13 protein-coding genes are annotated in these 14,344 nt (G+C 65.9%); 9 read left to right on the top strand and 4 right to left on the bottom strand.

Annotated elements, in window-relative coordinates; translation table 11 throughout:
* The first annotated feature begins 161 nt into the window (after positions 1–161).
* The 9 genes from QWJ37_RS08515 to QWJ37_RS08475 all read left to right on the top strand — a co-directional run bounded on the left by QWJ37_RS08515 (position 162) and on the right by QWJ37_RS08475 (position 11,040).
* Positions 162–1,115, top strand: coding sequence for an FKBP-type peptidyl-prolyl cis-trans isomerase (locus QWJ37_RS08515; RefSeq protein ID WP_290245043.1), 954 nt, complete (start codon positions 162–164; stop codon positions 1,113–1,115).
* A gap of 51 nt (positions 1,116–1,166) precedes the next feature.
* On the top strand, positions 1,167–1,562 hold the full coding sequence (locus QWJ37_RS08510; protein ID WP_227901849.1) for an FKBP-type peptidyl-prolyl cis-trans isomerase: 396 nt from the start codon (positions 1,167–1,169) through the stop codon (positions 1,560–1,562).
* Positions 1,563–1,659: 97 nt separating this feature from the next.
* Positions 1,660–3,630 (top strand): WYL domain-containing protein, encoded by a 1,971-nt coding sequence (locus tag QWJ37_RS08505; RefSeq protein ID WP_290245042.1) that lies wholly within the window; start codon positions 1,660–1,662, stop codon positions 3,628–3,630.
* Positions 3,631–3,674: 44 nt separating this feature from the next.
* Complete coding sequence (locus QWJ37_RS08500) at positions 3,675–4,010, top strand: hypothetical protein (RefSeq protein WP_227901847.1); 336 nt, start codon at positions 3,675–3,677, stop codon at positions 4,008–4,010.
* Positions 4,011–4,043: 33 nt separating this feature from the next.
* Positions 4,044–4,340, top strand: coding sequence for a Sec-independent protein translocase subunit TatA (tatA, locus tag QWJ37_RS08495; protein WP_227901846.1), 297 nt, complete (start codon positions 4,044–4,046; stop codon positions 4,338–4,340).
* A gap of 47 nt (positions 4,341–4,387) precedes the next feature.
* The gene (gene tatC, locus QWJ37_RS08490; RefSeq protein WP_227901845.1) at positions 4,388–5,173 is read left to right on the top strand and encodes a twin-arginine translocase subunit TatC; all 786 of its coding nucleotides are present in this window, start codon (positions 4,388–4,390) and stop codon (positions 5,171–5,173) included.
* Positions 5,174–5,244: 71 nt separating this feature from the next.
* Complete coding sequence (locus QWJ37_RS08485) at positions 5,245–8,097, top strand: DEAD/DEAH box helicase (RefSeq protein WP_290245041.1); 2,853 nt, start codon at positions 5,245–5,247, stop codon at positions 8,095–8,097.
* Positions 8,098–8,146: 49 nt separating this feature from the next.
* A complete protein-coding gene (locus QWJ37_RS08480; RefSeq protein WP_290245040.1) occupies positions 8,147–9,796 on the top strand; it encodes an amidohydrolase in 1,650 nt (549 codons plus the stop codon).
* A gap of 515 nt (positions 9,797–10,311) precedes the next feature.
* Positions 10,312–11,040, top strand: coding sequence for a polyprenol monophosphomannose synthase (locus QWJ37_RS08475; protein ID WP_227901842.1), 729 nt, complete (start codon positions 10,312–10,314; stop codon positions 11,038–11,040).
* A 99-nt stretch (positions 11,041–11,139) separates the two neighbouring features.
* Here QWJ37_RS08475 and QWJ37_RS08470 read toward each other — a convergent pair whose 3' ends face one another.
* From QWJ37_RS08470 to QWJ37_RS08455, 4 genes are all read right to left on the bottom strand, one after another.
* A complete protein-coding gene (locus QWJ37_RS08470) occupies positions 11,140–11,487 on the bottom strand; it encodes an RNA polymerase-binding protein RbpA (protein ID WP_227901841.1) in 348 nt (115 codons plus the stop codon).
* A gap of 236 nt (positions 11,488–11,723) precedes the next feature.
* On the bottom strand, positions 11,724–12,686 hold the full coding sequence (locus QWJ37_RS08465) for an SPFH domain-containing protein (protein ID WP_227901840.1): 963 nt from the start codon (positions 12,684–12,686) through the stop codon (positions 11,724–11,726).
* Between the two features lie 79 nt (positions 12,687–12,765).
* Positions 12,766–13,272 (bottom strand): NfeD family protein, encoded by a 507-nt coding sequence (locus QWJ37_RS08460; RefSeq protein WP_290245039.1) that lies wholly within the window; start codon positions 13,270–13,272, stop codon positions 12,766–12,768.
* Positions 13,273–13,429: 157 nt separating this feature from the next.
* A complete protein-coding gene (locus QWJ37_RS08455; RefSeq protein WP_290245038.1) occupies positions 13,430–14,266 on the bottom strand; it encodes a methyltransferase domain-containing protein in 837 nt (278 codons plus the stop codon).
* Positions 14,267–14,344 lie beyond the last annotated feature (78 nt).

Here is a 14,344-nt window from a genome sequence, read left to right as displayed (position 1 = left end):
CCGGCTCCTGCGCCGCGCCTAGGATTCACTCAGGAGAACCCGTTAGGGTGGGCCTGTTGCGGTGTTGCGCGGCGCCCGGCTCCCGGCCGGGAAGCCCCGTGCGCCCCGGGGCCCTTGTGCCCGCCCGCATCACACCCATGTCCACCACTGAAAGAAGTACTGTGCGCAAAGTACTAGCCATCCTCCTTCCTTTCCTGCTGTTCCTCACCGCCTGCTCCGGCGGCGAGGGCGAAGGGAACGACGCCGGCCCGCTGTCCTCTGTGAAGATCGAACGGGGAGAGGACGGTGCTGCCCCCACCGTGGAGTTTGATAAGCCGCTGAGCGCGGAAGACCCCACGCTGACCCGCGTGAACAACGGTGACGGTGCCGAGGTTGCGGCCGAGCAGACGGCGATGATCCGTCTGGCCATTGTGAACCCTGAAGACGGTTCCATCAGCCAGGAGACCTACACCGCGGAACAGGCCGAAGGCATTGCCGTGGACGAAAACCTCAAGACCGGCAACTCCCAGATGTATGACGCACTGCTCGGTGCACCCGTGGGCTCCGATTTCGCGTACTACATTCCGGCTGACGAAGAGACGGGCCGTGAGGAGAACTTCCTCGTCTTCACCGTCACCGACGCCAAGGACACCGTGAAGCCGCTGACCCAGGATGAAGCAGCCGCCCGCAACGCGGACGGGACCCTGCTGATGGCCCCGGAGGAAGTCGAATCCCTGAGCGCTGACGGCAAGCTGCCCGAGGTCACGTTCGCCGAGGACGGAACGCCGTCGGTCACCATCCCCGAAGGCGCCGAGGAGCCGGAGAAGCTGATCGTGAAGGTCCTCGAGGAGGGCGACGGTCCTGTGCTCGAGACCAGCGGCACGGTTGTGGCCGATTACCTGGGCGTGGGACTGCGCGACGGCGCCACCTTCGACTCCAGCTACGAGCGGGGAGAACCCGCCGAGTTCCCGCTGAGCAACGTCATCTCCGGTTGGACCTATGGCCTGGCCGGCCAGAAGGCCGGTTCCAAGGTGCTCCTGGTCCTGCCGTCCGAGCTCTCCTACGGTGATCCGGCCTCCGGCAGCAGCCCGTCCGGTCCGCTGGTGTTTGTCGTAGACATCCAGGAAGTCAAGTAGCCTTTAACACCTGATTCACCAGACACACCTGACTCAACCGCGAGGAGCACCATGTCATTCGGAAAGCGCGAATACGACCGTCAGAAGCCGGAGATTGATTTCCCGGAACACGACGCACCCACTGATCTCGTCATCGAGGACATCGTTGTTGGCGACGGCCAGGAAGTGAAGGCAGGCGACACGGTTTCCACCCACTACGTGGGCGTTGCCTTCTCCACCGGCGAGGAATTCGACGCGTCCTGGAACCGGGGCACGCCCCTGGACTTCCGTGTCGGAGTCGGCCAGGTCATTCAGGGCTGGGACCAGGGCCTGCTGGGCATGAAGGTCGGCGGCCGCCGCCGGCTGGAAATCCCGTCCTCCATGGCCTATGGCGACCGGGGTGCCGGTTCCGCCGTGGCTCCGGGAGAGTCCCTGATCTTCGTGGTGGACCTGCTCGGCGTCCGCTAATCCGAATCCTCCGCAAAGGGCGGAGCCGCCGTCATCACCGACGGCGGTTCCGCCCTTTGTCGTCTGCCCTGTCCGGAAGGGAGGTAGATTAGCTCCCGTGTCCGCCAAGAGAACCGAACGCCTGCTGAACCTGGTCATTGCCCTGCTCTCCACCCGCAGGGGCTTTACCAAGCACGAGCTGTTCGAAGAGATCGAACTGTATGCAGAGGCTTCCTCGCCCGAAGCACGGGAGAAGCTTTTCGACCGGGACAAGGCCTTCCTGCGCGAGCAGGGCATCCCCGTGGAGTCCTATAGCGAAGACCCCATGTTCGAGGACAACACCATCCAGCGCTACCGCATCCGGCAGGACGCGTACCGTCTGCCCGGCGTCCGCTTCACACCGGAGGAATCAGCGGTCCTGGGCCTGGCAGCGCGCATGTGGGACCAGGCCTCCCTGGGCTCCGCCGCCGCCCGTGCCCTGCGCAAACTCCAGGCCCGCGGCGTGCTGCCCGAAGACGCCGGCCGGATTCCGCTGCAGCCCACCATCCGCACCAATGACCCGCACTTCGACGAAATCTGGCAGGCCACCACGACACGCACTCCGGTCACTTTCGGTTACCGGCCGGCCGGGGCCGGAGAGCACTCACTGCGCCGCGTGCAGCCGTGGGGCATGGGCAGCCGCTTCGGCCACTGGTACCTGGCCGGTTATGACCTTGACCGCAACGCCGAGCGGATCTTCCGGCTCTCACGGATGGACGGACCCGTCCGGCTGCGGCCCGGCACCTACCCCGTGCCCGCGGACTTTGACATGGATGCCTCCCTGGCCTCGCTCGACGGCGTGTTTCCCCCACGCCCGGCGGCCGTGGACGTGCGTCCCGGGTCCGGCGCCGCACTGCGCCTTGAGGCCTTGACCGTAACCGAAGGATCCGGGGGACGGGACCGGCTGCACCTGCGGGTCCGTGACCTTGATGCCCTCGCTGCCGACACGGCGGCGCTGGGAGCCGCCGCCGTCGCCGTCGAGCCGGCAGAGTACGTGGACCGCGTCCGGACCGCCCTGACGGCATCCCTTGAAGTCCAGGACAGACCGCTGCCGGCATTCGAGCTGCAGGTACCCGCGGCGCCCGGGCACCGGCAGGCCTCCGGCGCCCAGGACCATCTCACCAGGCTGCTGGACCTGGTGCCCTATGTCCTGGCCAACCAGGGCGCGGATATGGCGGAAACCGCCGCCGTGTTCGGGGTGAGCAAGGAACAGCTGGCCAAGGACCTGAACCTGCTCTTTGTCAGCGGACCCCGGCATTACCCCAACGGCCTGATGGATGTCAGTTTCGATGATGACCGGATCTACATTGAGAACGCGGATGACCTGTCCGAGCCGGTACGTTTCGGGATGGACGAGGCAGCGGCACTGATCGTAGGACTGGACACGCTTTCGGCGCTTCCCGGAATCGGCTCCTCAGCGGCGGTCGCCAGTGCACTGGAGAAGCTGGCTGCGGCAGCGGGGGAGTCAGGCGGAGTCGGAACCGCCGTCGCCGCACGGCTGGACGACTCCGCGGCCGCGCCGGTCCTGGCCCAGCTCCAGCAGGCCATTGCCGGCGCCCGCCAGCTTGAACTGCGCTATCTGGTACCCAGCCGTGACGAGCTCACCGACCGCACGGTGGACCCGCGGCGCCTGTTCTCCGTGGACAACACCTGGTATCTGGAAGCCTGGTGCCACCGGGCCGAAGCAATGCGGCATTTCCGGCTGGACCGTATCCACGGCGTCCGGGACAGCGGGCCGGCCCTGACCCATGCCCCCGGAACGGATGCCGCCTTCCCGTCGAGCCTCTTCACGCCAGGGCCGCTGGACAGCCTGGTTGTGCTGGTGCTGGAGCCGTCAGCCCTGTGGGTGGCCGAAGCCTACGACGCCGAACGGCGCGCGGACCTTCCCGACGGCAGGACGGCAGTTGAATTGCGCACAGCCCATACCGACTGGATTCCGGCGTTCATTGCCCGGCTGGGCGGAGCCGCCGCCGTCGCATCACCGCCGGAGCTGCGATCAGCAACGCAGGCCTGGCTAAGGGAGGCCGCAGCGAACTATCCGCCCGCCTAGGAACCGTTGCGTTCCCGCACAGCAGACTCCACTATGCTGGGACTATGCCTTGGTGGTCCTGGATACTCATTTGGCTTGCCCTCGCGGCAGGCGCGGCGGCGTTCTACGCCCTGATCGGCTACCGGCTCTTCCAGCGGTTCCTCGGCATCCTGCGCGAGTTCGAGACCGCTTCAGCGAAACTGTCCTTCAGCGTCCCGGAGACGGTGTCCTCCACCGTCGTGGAGGAGGGCGGCGGCGGGATCTTCATGGAACCGGCAACGGCACGAACGTCCTACGAGGCCGGGAAGGCCGCGCGCCGCGACGCACGCCGGCAGCGGCGCATTGAACGCCGTACAGCCAAGGGACAGCCGCGCGCATGGCGCGATCTCCCGGATCTCTGACATAGAATTATTGCTCAACGAAAGGACCCCGCCATGAGGCTTGAAGGCTGGCAAATCATTGTCATTGTTGTACTGGCTATCCTGCTGTTCGGCGCCCCGAAACTTCCGGGCCTGGCAAGGAGCGTTGGTCAGTCCCTGCGCATCTTCAAGTCCGAGGTACGCCAGATGAAGGACGAAGACCCCAAACCCGCCACCGACCCGGTGGAGGGCCACGTGGTGAACCCTGAGCAGCAGGCACAGTCCCAGACGTTCTTCCCCGGTCAGACTCCGCCGTCCGGTACCCCCGGAAGTTCCCCGGATTCCGCGGGTAACCCGCCCGCCAGCCGCTAGCAGCCGTGGCGCTGCGTAAAGGGCGCAAATCCAACCCTGAGGGTCGGATGGCCCTCAAGGAGCACCTGCGGGAGCTCCGCAACCGCCTGGTCAAGGCCGCCGTCGCCGTGGTCCTGGGCACCGTGGGCGGGTTCTTCCTGTACCTGCCCGTCTTCGAAGCCCTGACCAGGCCCCTCATCGATGCGGGCAACAGCGACGGCCGCTTCACCACGATCAACTTTGAGGGTGTGGCTACCCCCTTTGACCAGATGATCCAGGTCTCGGTCTTTATCGGCCTGCTGGTCTCCAGCCCTGTCTGGCTCTACCAGGCATGGGCCTTTGTCACGCCGGGGTTAAAGACCAAGGAACGCCGGGCGGCCCTGGGGTTCCTCGCTGCCGCCGTCCCGCTGTTCCTGGCCGGTGTCGGCCTGGCCTGGCTCATCCTGCCCAACGCCGTGCGTGTGCTGACCGAGTTCACCCCCGAGGGCGGCTCCAACGTCATCACCGCCTCCGTCTACCTGGCCTTTGTGCTGCGGCTGCTGCTGGCCTTCGGCATCGCCTTCCTGATCCCTGTCTTCCTGGTGGGACTGAACCTTGCCGGCCTGCTCACAGGTAAAACCGTGCTGAAGTACTGGCGGATTACGGTGTTTGTGATCTGCCTGTTTGCGGCCATGGCAGCCCCCGGTGCCGACGCCCTGAGCATGTTCTACCTCGCCGCGCCGCTGCTGCTGCTGTTTGCCGTTGCCGTTGGCATCTGCCTGATCAATGACAAGCGCCGGATCCGCAGGCAGGCATCGAGGGAAGCCGCCGTGGCAGCGGACGTGAACACCGCCACGCCCGTACACGAGCTCTGAACCGGCCCCGTCCACGTTCGCCCACCGATGATATGGCGCAGTGCCGGGCACACAGAGCATAGGCTGGGTTTATGACGTCTCCTTCGGAGCGGTATCTCGCCGCAAAACAACGTTCCGAACATCGCAAAACCTCCCTCGGAATCTTCGAGAAGTCGCTGGGCTTTGAACTCGATGCCTTCCAGTCGGAGGCGTGCCGTTCCCTGGAAGCCGGCCGCGGCGTCCTGGTGGCCGCTCCCACCGGGGCAGGAAAAACGGTGGTGGGAGAGTTTGCCGTCTACCTCGCCCTTGAAAAGGGTTTGAAGGCCTTCTACACCACCCCCATCAAGGCGCTGAGCAACCAGAAATACACGGAGCTGGCGGCCGCGTACGGCAGTGAACGCGTGGGGCTGCTCACCGGGGACACCAGTATCAATCCGGACGCCGACGTAGTGGTGATGACCACCGAAGTGCTGCGGAACATGCTCTATTCCGACTCCGATGCCCTGATGGACCTTGGTTATGTGGTCATGGATGAAGTGCATTACCTGGCTGACCGGTTCCGCGGAGCGGTATGGGAGGAAGTGATCATCCACCTTCCCTCCGATGTGCTGGTTGCCTCACTGAGCGCCACGGTTTCCAACGCCGAAGAGTTCGGGGCCTGGCTGGACACCGTGCGGGGAGACACCGACGTGGTGGTCTCCGAACACCGGCCGGTTCCGCTGTGGCAGCACGTCATGGTGGGCAGGGACATTTACGACCTGTTCGAATCCGATGTCTCGTTCGACGAAGCCGCCGGCGAACAGCCCGGCATCAAGGAGCGCTACCGGGTAAACCCTGAACTGGCCGAACTCGCGCGGGCCGAGTCCCGCGTGAACCAGCGCGGGCACTGGGGCGGCGCCCGGGGATCATCCCGCGGCGGGCGCAGCGACCGGCACCGCGGCAACCGTCCGGGCGGCCATGGAAACGGCGGTCCGCCGATCACCCGGATTCCGCGTGCATCCCGCCCGCAGGTCATTGCCCAGCTGGACCGCAACGGCCTGCTGCCGGCCATCACCTTTATTTTCTCCCGCAACGGCTGCGAGGGCGCCGTGCGACAGTGCGTCGACGCCGGTCTGTGGCTGACCACCGAGGAGGAACGCCGGGAAATAGCCCGGGTGGTGGATGAGGCTACCCAGGACATTCCGGAGGATGACCTGGAAGTGCTGGGCTTCTGGACCTGGCGCGAAGGCCTGGTCCGCGGATTCGCGGCCCACCATGCCGGCATGCTGCCCACCTTCAAGGAGGTGGTGGAACGTCTCTTCGCAGCCGGGCTGGTCCGTGCCGTTTTTGCCACCGAAACCCTGGCCCTGGGCATCAACATGCCGGCACGATCAGTGGTGCTGGAAAAGCTGGACAAGTTCAATGGCGAAGCCCACGTGGACATCACGGCAGGGGAGTACACCCAGCTCACCGGACGTGCCGGACGCCGCGGGATCGATGTCGAGGGCCATGCCGTGGTGCTGTGGCAGCCCGGAACCGATCCCGCTGCCGTTGCCGGCCTGGCATCACGGCGGACCTACCCGCTGAACTCCAGCTTCCGGCCCACCTACAACATGAGCATCAACCTCATTGCCCAGTTCGGCCGGGAACGGGCACGCGAAATCCTTGAATCCTCCTTCGCCCAGTTCCAGGCCGACCGTTCAGTGGTGGGCCTGGCCAAACAGGTCCGTTCCCGTGAGGAATCACTGGCCGGGTACGAAAAGGCGATGACCTGCCATCTCGGGTTCTTCACCGAGTACTCGGCGCTTCGCCGGGAACTATCGGACCTGGAATCCGCAGCTTCCAAGTCCCGTGCCCGGAACAGGCGCAGCTCCGCCGCCGCATCGCTGGAGAACCTGCGTCCCGGCGACATCATCCTCATACCCGGCGGCCGCATCGGCGGCCACGCCGTGGTCCTGGACGTGGATGCCGCCGCACACGAGGTGCGTCCCTCGGTCCTGACGGAGGACAAGCAAATCAGGCGGATCAGCAGCATGGACCTGGACGGTCCTGCAGAGGCCGTCTCGCACATCCGGATCCCCAAATCCTTTAACTCCCGTTCCCCCAAGGACCGGCGCGACCTTGCCTCCTCACTGCGTAACGCGCTGCATGACCACCGGCCGCCGCGTCCTGCCGCTGCACGTGCCAATACGCTGCACACGTCCGGAACCGAACGGCAGGAGAAGGCCATTGCCGAGCTGCGCCGCAAGCTGCGTGCGCATCCCTGCCATGGCTGCAGCGAACGGGAAGACCATGCCCGCTGGGCTGAGCGCTGGTGGAAGCTTCGCCGCGAGACCGACAACCTGGTCGGCCAGATCCGTGGCCGGACCAACACGATTGCCAAAACCTTCGACCGGGTCTGCGACGTCCTCACCCGCTACGGCTATGTGGCGCCGGATGCCTCCGGTACTGACGCCGTCACACCGGCCGGCCAGAAGCTGCGGCGGATTTACGGCGAAAAGGACCTCCTGGTTGCCCTGGCACTGGAACAGGGTGCCTTCGATGACCTGGATGCAGCCGAGCTCGCCTGCCTTGCCACGGCACTGGTGTACCAGGCCAAGCGTGAGGAACGCGGCCTGCGGCCCAAGATGCCCAGTATCTCGCTGGAGGTCGCCGTGGACACCGTCATCCGGCAGTGGTCCGAGCTGACCGATATGGAAGAGGCATCCCGGCTGCCCGAGACCGGGGAACCGGAACTCGGGCTGGTCTGGCCAATGTACAAGTGGGTCAAGGGCAAGCATCTGCAGGTCGCCTTGAACGGCACCGAGCTGGCCGCCGGCGACTTTGTGCGCTGGGCCAAGCAGGTGATTGACCTGCTCGACCAGCTGGCGAAGGTGCCGGACCTGCCGCCGGGAATGCGCCGCCGCTTCCTTGACGCCATTGCCCTGGTGCGGCGCGGCGTCGTCGCCTACTCCAACGTGGGCTAACCACGTTCCGTACGTTTTACCGATAGTTCTACAGAAAACAGGTGAGTCCTTGAACGGCAGTCCCATCCAGAGCGCCCCCACCCTGACGCTCTACCGCAACGGCTCGGTCTACAGTGCCGCTGACCCTTTCGCCACCGCCATGCTCGTCGATGGCGACACCGTGGCCTGGGTGGGTTCCGAACACGCCGCCACCTCCATCCAGGACAGCAGGATGGAGGTGGTGGACCTGCACGGTGCGCTGGTGGCCCCGGGCTTCGTGGATGCACACGTCCACACCACCGAACTCGGCATGTCCCTGGAAACGCTGGACCTCAGCGGCTGCAGCTCCCTGGCGGACCTGCTCGGGCGGGTCAGCAGCTACGCGAAGGGGACCGCGGGACTGATCCTTGGTTCCGGATGGGATGAATCGTCCTGGCCCGAGCGCCGGGTCCCCACCGCCGCCGAACTGGATGCGGCCTCCGGCAACCGTCCGGTGTACCTCTCCCGCACCGATGTCCACTGCGCGGTGGTTTCCGGCACCCTTGCAGCCGACATGCAGCTCCACGAATATGACGGGTGGGACAACGGCTTTGTGGTGAGGGCCGCGCACGAAGCGGCCCGTACCGTCTCCCGCGCCATTGACCCGGACCAGCGTGCGGCCTTCCAGCAGGCAGCCCTGAGGCATGCCGCTTCCCGCGGCATAGTGGCCGTGACGGAAATGGCGGCCCCGCACATTGCGCCTCCCGAGGACCTGCGCCGGCTCCTCGGACTGGACGGCGCCCTTCCGGAGACTCCGCTGCCGCAGGTACTGCCGTACTGGGGCCAGCTGGTGGAAACGGAGGCGGAGGTAGCCGGGCTGCTGGACTTCTTTGAGGGCAGGCTGCTCGGTCTGGCAGGAGACCTGAACATAGACGGTTCCATCGGCGCGAGGACGGCAGCCCTGCGTGAGCCTTACACCGACGAACCCGGCGGCACCGGAACCCTGTACCTGACCCCGGAACAGGTAGGCCGGCATCTGGAGCTGATGACCCGGGCAGGGCTGCAGGGCGGCTTCCACGTCATTGGCGACGCGGGCATGGATGTTGCCCTGGCCGGGCTGCAGCTGGCAGCCGACGCGGTGGGCGAGGCAGCCATCCGTGCCGCCCACCACCGGCTCGAGCATGCCGAAATGACCGACGATGCGGCTATTGCCGGGCTCCTCCGCTTCGGAGTGGGCGTAAGCCTGCAACCGGGCTTTGACGCTGCCTGGGGCAACCCGGGCGGGCTGTACGAACAGCGGCTGGGGGAGAGGAGCCGGCAGATGAACCGGATGGCTTCGCTGCTCTCCTCCGGGGTCCCCGTGGCCCTGGGCTCGGACACCCCCGTCCTGGCCGTGGATCCCTGGGCCGGGGTCCGGGCAGCCGTCTTCCACTCGAACCCCAAGGAACGGGTTTCCGCACGGGCCGCATTTATCGGACACACCCGGGCAGGCTGGCGGGCGGCAGGTGAGAGCAATTTCATGCTCGGCCAGCTGGCCCCGGGCGCGCCGGCATCCTTTGCCGTCTGGGAGGTGCAGGAGCTTATGGTGCAAACCCCGGATGCCAACGTGTCGGCCTGGAGTACGGACCCGAGGGCCGGTACGCCGCTGCTCCCGGCGCTGGATACCGGTGATGAACCGCGCTGCCTGCAGACCGTTCATAACGGCATAGAGCTGTACCGCGCATCGGACCTCGCCGGGTAGCTGGCAGCCCGGCAAAAATGCCAACCAATCCATGCACCGCGGAATGCCGCTCTGACCTGCGACAATACGGAAAACCCCTAGTCAGCAGCCTTATTGACAGTTGAGGGTCAGCACGTAGGCTATGAGAACCGCAGTCGGGACCGTCCGTTTCGAAGGCGCACAGAGGCCTTGTCCGGCTACACCCGGCCGTCGTTTTTGTGCTGCTCAGATCGGCCGTGACCGTGCTGCAAGGGCCGCGATACAACGCGCCGGGGTTTCGCGTACGCCGCAGGCCGCCGGTCTCCGGGTCCAGTATTAGCGCACTCGGGTGGGTTCAACCGTCAGTAGAAAACAGGCCCGGCATTCAGCCGGTACTGGCCCGAAGACGGCTGAACCCGCCCGGATGTGTGCGCCTCCGCAGCTGCCGGCCGGAAGAACACCAACACGCACTCCCATATACTGGGTACTCTGCCGGGGGAGAGATCCCCGTGCCGGCCGCGAACAGCGGCGGCGTGCGTCCACGAAAGGCTTAGCGAGTGCGTGTCCTGACCATCATCCCTACTTACAACGAGATCGAGTCGCTGCCCAAAACGCTCACGCGTCTGCGGAACGCCGTCCCCGACTCGGATGTATTGATTGCGGACGATAACAGCCCGGATGGTACCGGCGCCTACGCAGACGAAATCGCCGCCAAGGACCCCCAGGTGCATGTGCTGCACCGCCGGGGCAAGGAAGGTCTTGGCGCTGCCTACATCGCCGGCTTCCGGTGGGGACTGGAGCGCGGTTACGACATCCTTGTAGAGATGGATGCGGACGGTTCGCACCGTCCCGAAGAACTGCCGCGCCTGCTGGAGGCGTCCAAGGCCGGCTCGGACCTGGTGATCGGTTCGCGCTGGGTACCCGGTGGCTCCGTAGTGAACTGGCCGCTTCGCCGGAAGCTTCTCTCCCGGGCCGGGAGCACCTATTCCCGCCTGATGCTCGGCATCTCGGTGCGGGACATCACCGCGGGCTACCGCGCCTTCCGACGCGGCACCCTGGAGCAGCTGGACCTCGGAGCCGTTGAGTCCGTTGGCTACGGCTTCCAGGTGGATATGACGTTCCGGGTGGCCCGGATGGGGCTGCGGATTACCGAGGTGCCCATCACGTTTGTCGAGCGTGAATTCGGTGCCTCCAAGATGAGCGGCAACATTGTGTTCGAAGCCATCGCCAACGTCACCCGCTGGGGCCTGTCGGCACGCTGGAAGAAGCTCACCGGCCGCGGCTAGGATTCCGGGCACAAAAAAGCAGGGCGGCTGCCGTTACGGCAGCCGCCCTGCTTGTGTCTTCAGTGGCGCCGGGCCGAGGCCCGTGCGGATGCAGGAAGACTAGGCGCTGGTGCGCTCTCCGCGGCGTTCGCGCAGAAGCGTCAGGCGGTCCTGGAGGATCTGCTCGAGTTCCTCGATGCTGCGGCGCTCCAGCAGCATGTCCCAGTGCGTACGCACCGGCTTGTCGTTGCTGGTGTCCGGCTTCTCACCGTCTACCAGAAGCGCTTCCTTGCCGGTCTTGGAAATCCAGACCGGGGGAATGTCCGCTTCGGCAGCGAAAGTTACGAAAACACGCTCGCCGTCCTCACAGCGGTATTCCACCCGCTGGCGGGGAGCCGGCTCTACGCCGGATTCTGTCTCCATGCTCTGCGCGCCCAGGCGCATACCCCGCAGGCTACGATCGCTCATCTTTTCTCCCTCATCAATACGCTGGATCCGCTGGCGGACCCTCTGTCATGCCGGTGCCGTCGCCCTGTCGTCCCCGGTAGGCATCCGGCCGGCCACCCCTGGCCGCCTGTTGTTGCACTTGGAACAACGCCGGCGACGCCGTCGCTGTTCCCGCGTCCTGCCGCGTTTAGCGGCTACTGCCCGGCAAACAGTCAATTATACCGGCTGCAGGCCGGCACCGGATACCACAGGGCGGTCTAGGCCTTCGGATCCGCGGACGGGCCGGTCCCGTTCTGCGCCGGCACATTGCCGTTCGCGGAATGCTGCTTGGGGTCGGGTACAAAGTCGCCCAGCGCACTGCCAACACCCTTCAGTGCCTCACCGAGTTCACTGGGAATGATCCACACCTTGTTCGAGCTGCCTTCGGCGAGCTTGGGCAGGGTCTGCAGGTACTGGTAGGCGAGCAGCTTCTGGTCCGGGTTCCCCTTGTGGATGGCACCGAAAACCTTCGCAATGGCCTGGGCCTCGCCGTCGGCACGCAGGATTGCTGCCTTCGCGTCACCTTCGGCAGCAAGGATGGCCGCCTGCCGGCGTCCTTCGGCGGTCAGGATCTGCGACTGCTTCGAACCCTCGGCCGTCAGGACGGTGGCGCGGCGTTCCCGCTCGGCACGCATCTGCTTTTCCATCGAATCCTGGATGGTCAGCGGGGGAGCGATGGTCTTCAGTTCCACCCGGGACACCCGGATGCCCCAGCGGCCGGTGGCTTCATCCAGCACGCCGCGCAGCTGGCCGTTGATCTGGTCGCGGGACGTCAGCGCCTCTTCCAGGTTCAGGCCGCCCACCACGTTTCGCAGGGTGGTGATGGTCAGCTGCTCCACACCCTGGATGTAGTTGGCAATCTCATAGGTGGCTGCACGGGCATCGGTGACCTGGAAGTAGACCACCGTGTCGATGGAGACAACCAGGCTGTCCTCCGTGATGACCTGCTGCGGCGGGAAGGACACCACCTGTTCGCGCAGGTCCAGCAGCGGCAGCATGCGGTCAACGAAAGGAATCAGGATGGTCAGGCCCGGGGTCAGGGTCCGCTGGTACTTGCCGAGGCGTTCCACTACTCCGGCCCGCGCCTGCGGAACGATCTTGACGGCCTTGACCAGGACCACCAGGACAAAAATCACCAGGACGGCTAGTACTACTATCAGGACGGCTGTTCCCGTTCCCATGTTCCCCCTCGGGTTTGCGCGGGATCCGCGGATCCTGCTCTGTTGTCTCCGGTGCGGCGGCGCCGTCCCGGCTGTAGTCTCAGCGTGCTTCGTTTTGGTTCGGAGCCGGATGCTCCGCAGGGCCGCCACTGTGCGGCGCTTCCACGACGGCGGTGGCGCCGTCTATCCGGGCAACGCTGACCTGCACGCCGGCCGGCAGCACGGTGGAATCGGCGCTGCGTGCAGACCAGGTCTCTCCGCCGAGCTTGACCGTTCCCGCCGTGCCGGACACGGGTTCCAGAGTCAGCGCGGGAGCACCCAGCAGCCGGTCGATGTTCGACAGCTGGTCCTTGGTGCTGTGCCTCAGGTGCTTCAGGGCCAGCGGCCGCACCACGCCGATCATCAGCACCGAGACCAGCGCAAAGATCACCACCTGCAGGAAAAGCGGTGCGGCAAAGAGGGAGGCGATCATGGCCGCCAGCGCACCGACTGACAACATCCCGAAGAACAGGTCCAGGGTGAGTGCTTCAACAGCTGCAAAGCCCAGGAAGAGCACCAGCCAGAGCGCCCAGCCGTAGCTGAGCATCCATTCGAAAACGTCCTGCATCGTGTGATCCCCTCGGTTCCCCGGTCCGCCGCCTGTGGTGCTGATGTTGGGCGCCGGTCTCCGGTATCTTGCGGGCGTATGCGTTCATTCTGCCTGAATTTCCGCCTCAGACCTAGGGCCCGGGGCACCGGATGGATAACGTTTTGTAAAGGTGTGCCTATTCCGCCCGGAACAGCTGCAGGGTGAACGAGGCGGTCACCTGCATCGGATCCGGCAGTGTTGCAACCGCAGCGCGGAGGGCTGCCTCGTCCAGATGCCGGGCCGAAGGGCCCATGAGTGCCACGTTCTGAATATCGGAGGAAGAAAGCTGCATCGGATACGTGCAGGTGCCTGTATACACGGGGGTGAATCCCGGCGCGACGGCCGCGGCGACATCGCCTTCCTTGTTGCCGGCGATGTCCAGCATCCCGGCCGCACCGCGGATTTCCTGCAGATGCTCGGGGCGGGGCGTCACCACGGCCAGGAGCCCGCCCGGCGTAAGCACCCGACGGAATTCGGCGGGGTTCCGCGGGGCGAAGACATTGAGCACCACGTCCACCGACGCGTCCGGCAGCGGCAGCCGCCGCCACACATCCCAGGCCAGGCAGTACGTGCCGGGCAGCGCGCGGGCTGCCCGGCGCAGTGCGTACTTGGAGATATCCAGTGCCACCGCTGTTGCGGAGGGAAGGGCCGCGAGTACCTCAGCAAGGTAGTAGCCGGTGCCTGCGCCGGCGTCGAGCACCACTGCCTGTTCCGGCGCCGATTCCGCGGCCAGCCGGGCGAGTTCGGCTGCCAGCGGACGGTAATGCCCGGCGGCCAGGAAATCGGTGCGGGCTGCCACCATAGCGGCGGTATCGGCCTGGAATTTCGTGCCGCTGCCGGTGAGCAGGTTGAAATACCCCTGCTTCGCGGCGTCGTACCGGTGTCCGGCAGGGCAGGTTAGTGTTGTGCGGGCGGAATCCGGTTCGAGCCTGCCGCCGCAGACCGGGCAGGCGAGGGGCGGCTGGGGAGGCATATGTCCATCCTAAGGCGGCAGTTGGCCGGGAAGCCGGTGATGATTAGGCTTCGAAGCGTGAATCCATGTGACCTGCCT

It is taken from the genome of Arthrobacter sp. YD2, from assembly GCF_030410475.1.
GTDB classification, from domain to species: Bacteria; Actinomycetota; Actinomycetes; order Actinomycetales; family Micrococcaceae; genus Arthrobacter_B; species Arthrobacter_B zhangbolii.
This window is presented reverse-complemented; position numbering and strand designations above follow the sequence as displayed.

Coding starts and splice junctions, on each gene's coding strand:
- QWJ37_RS08510 (WP_227901849.1), top strand. CDS start 1,167: ATGTCATTCGGAAAGCGCGAATACGACCGTCAGAAGCCGGAGATTGAT.
- QWJ37_RS08500 (WP_227901847.1), top strand. CDS start 3,675: ATGCCTTGGTGGTCCTGGATACTCATTTGGCTTGCCCTCGCGGCAGGC.
- tatA (WP_227901846.1), top strand. CDS start 4,044: ATGAGGCTTGAAGGCTGGCAAATCATTGTCATTGTTGTACTGGCTATC.
- tatC (WP_227901845.1), top strand. CDS start 4,388: ATGGCCCTCAAGGAGCACCTGCGGGAGCTCCGCAACCGCCTGGTCAAG.
- QWJ37_RS08485 (WP_290245041.1), top strand. CDS start 5,245: ATGACGTCTCCTTCGGAGCGGTATCTCGCCGCAAAACAACGTTCCGAA.
- QWJ37_RS08470 (WP_227901841.1), bottom strand. CDS start 11,487: ATGAGCGATCGTAGCCTGCGGGGTATGCGCCTGGGCGCGCAGAGCATG.
- QWJ37_RS08465 (WP_227901840.1), bottom strand. CDS start 12,686: ATGGGAACGGGAACAGCCGTCCTGATAGTAGTACTAGCCGTCCTGGTG.
- QWJ37_RS08460 (WP_290245039.1), bottom strand. CDS start 13,272: ATGCAGGACGTTTTCGAATGGATGCTCAGCTACGGCTGGGCGCTCTGG.
- QWJ37_RS08455 (WP_290245038.1), bottom strand. CDS start 14,266: ATGCCTCCCCAGCCGCCCCTCGCCTGCCCGGTCTGCGGCGGCAGGCTC.